This window comes from Halostella sp. PRR32 (genome assembly GCF_034808085.1).
Taxonomy (GTDB): Archaea; Halobacteriota; Halobacteria; order Halobacteriales; family Natronoarchaeaceae; genus Halostella; species Halostella pelagica.
In genome coordinates this window covers 1-252 of the sequence record NZ_JAXHGL010000219.1, presented here as the reverse complement: position 1 = coordinate 252, position 252 = coordinate 1, and the positions used below count along the sequence as shown (strand labels likewise).

Annotated in this window: 1 protein-coding gene; it reads left to right on the top strand. The window is 73.0% G+C overall.

Annotation, left to right across the window (positions count from 1 at the left end):
* On the top strand, positions 1–252 hold a 252-nt coding region (locus tag SM753_RS20945), incomplete at both ends, for a hypothetical protein (protein WP_323192971.1).

The following is a 252-nucleotide window of genomic DNA, read 5'->3' as shown; positions in this document are numbered from 1 at the left end:
CGAACACGGACCGCGCGGTCGGTGCGACGCTCAGCCACGAGGTCACGAGCCGGTACGGCGAAGCCGGACTCCCCGACGGCACGCTCACTGTCGACCTCGAAGGCACCGCCGGGCAGTCCTTCGGCGCGTTCCTCGCGTCGGGCGTCGCGCTCCATCTGCGCGGCGGCGCGAACGACTACGTCGGCAAGGGCCTCAGTGGCGGCCGCGTCGTCGTCGACACGCCCGACCGCGCCGGGTTCGAACCGACGGAGA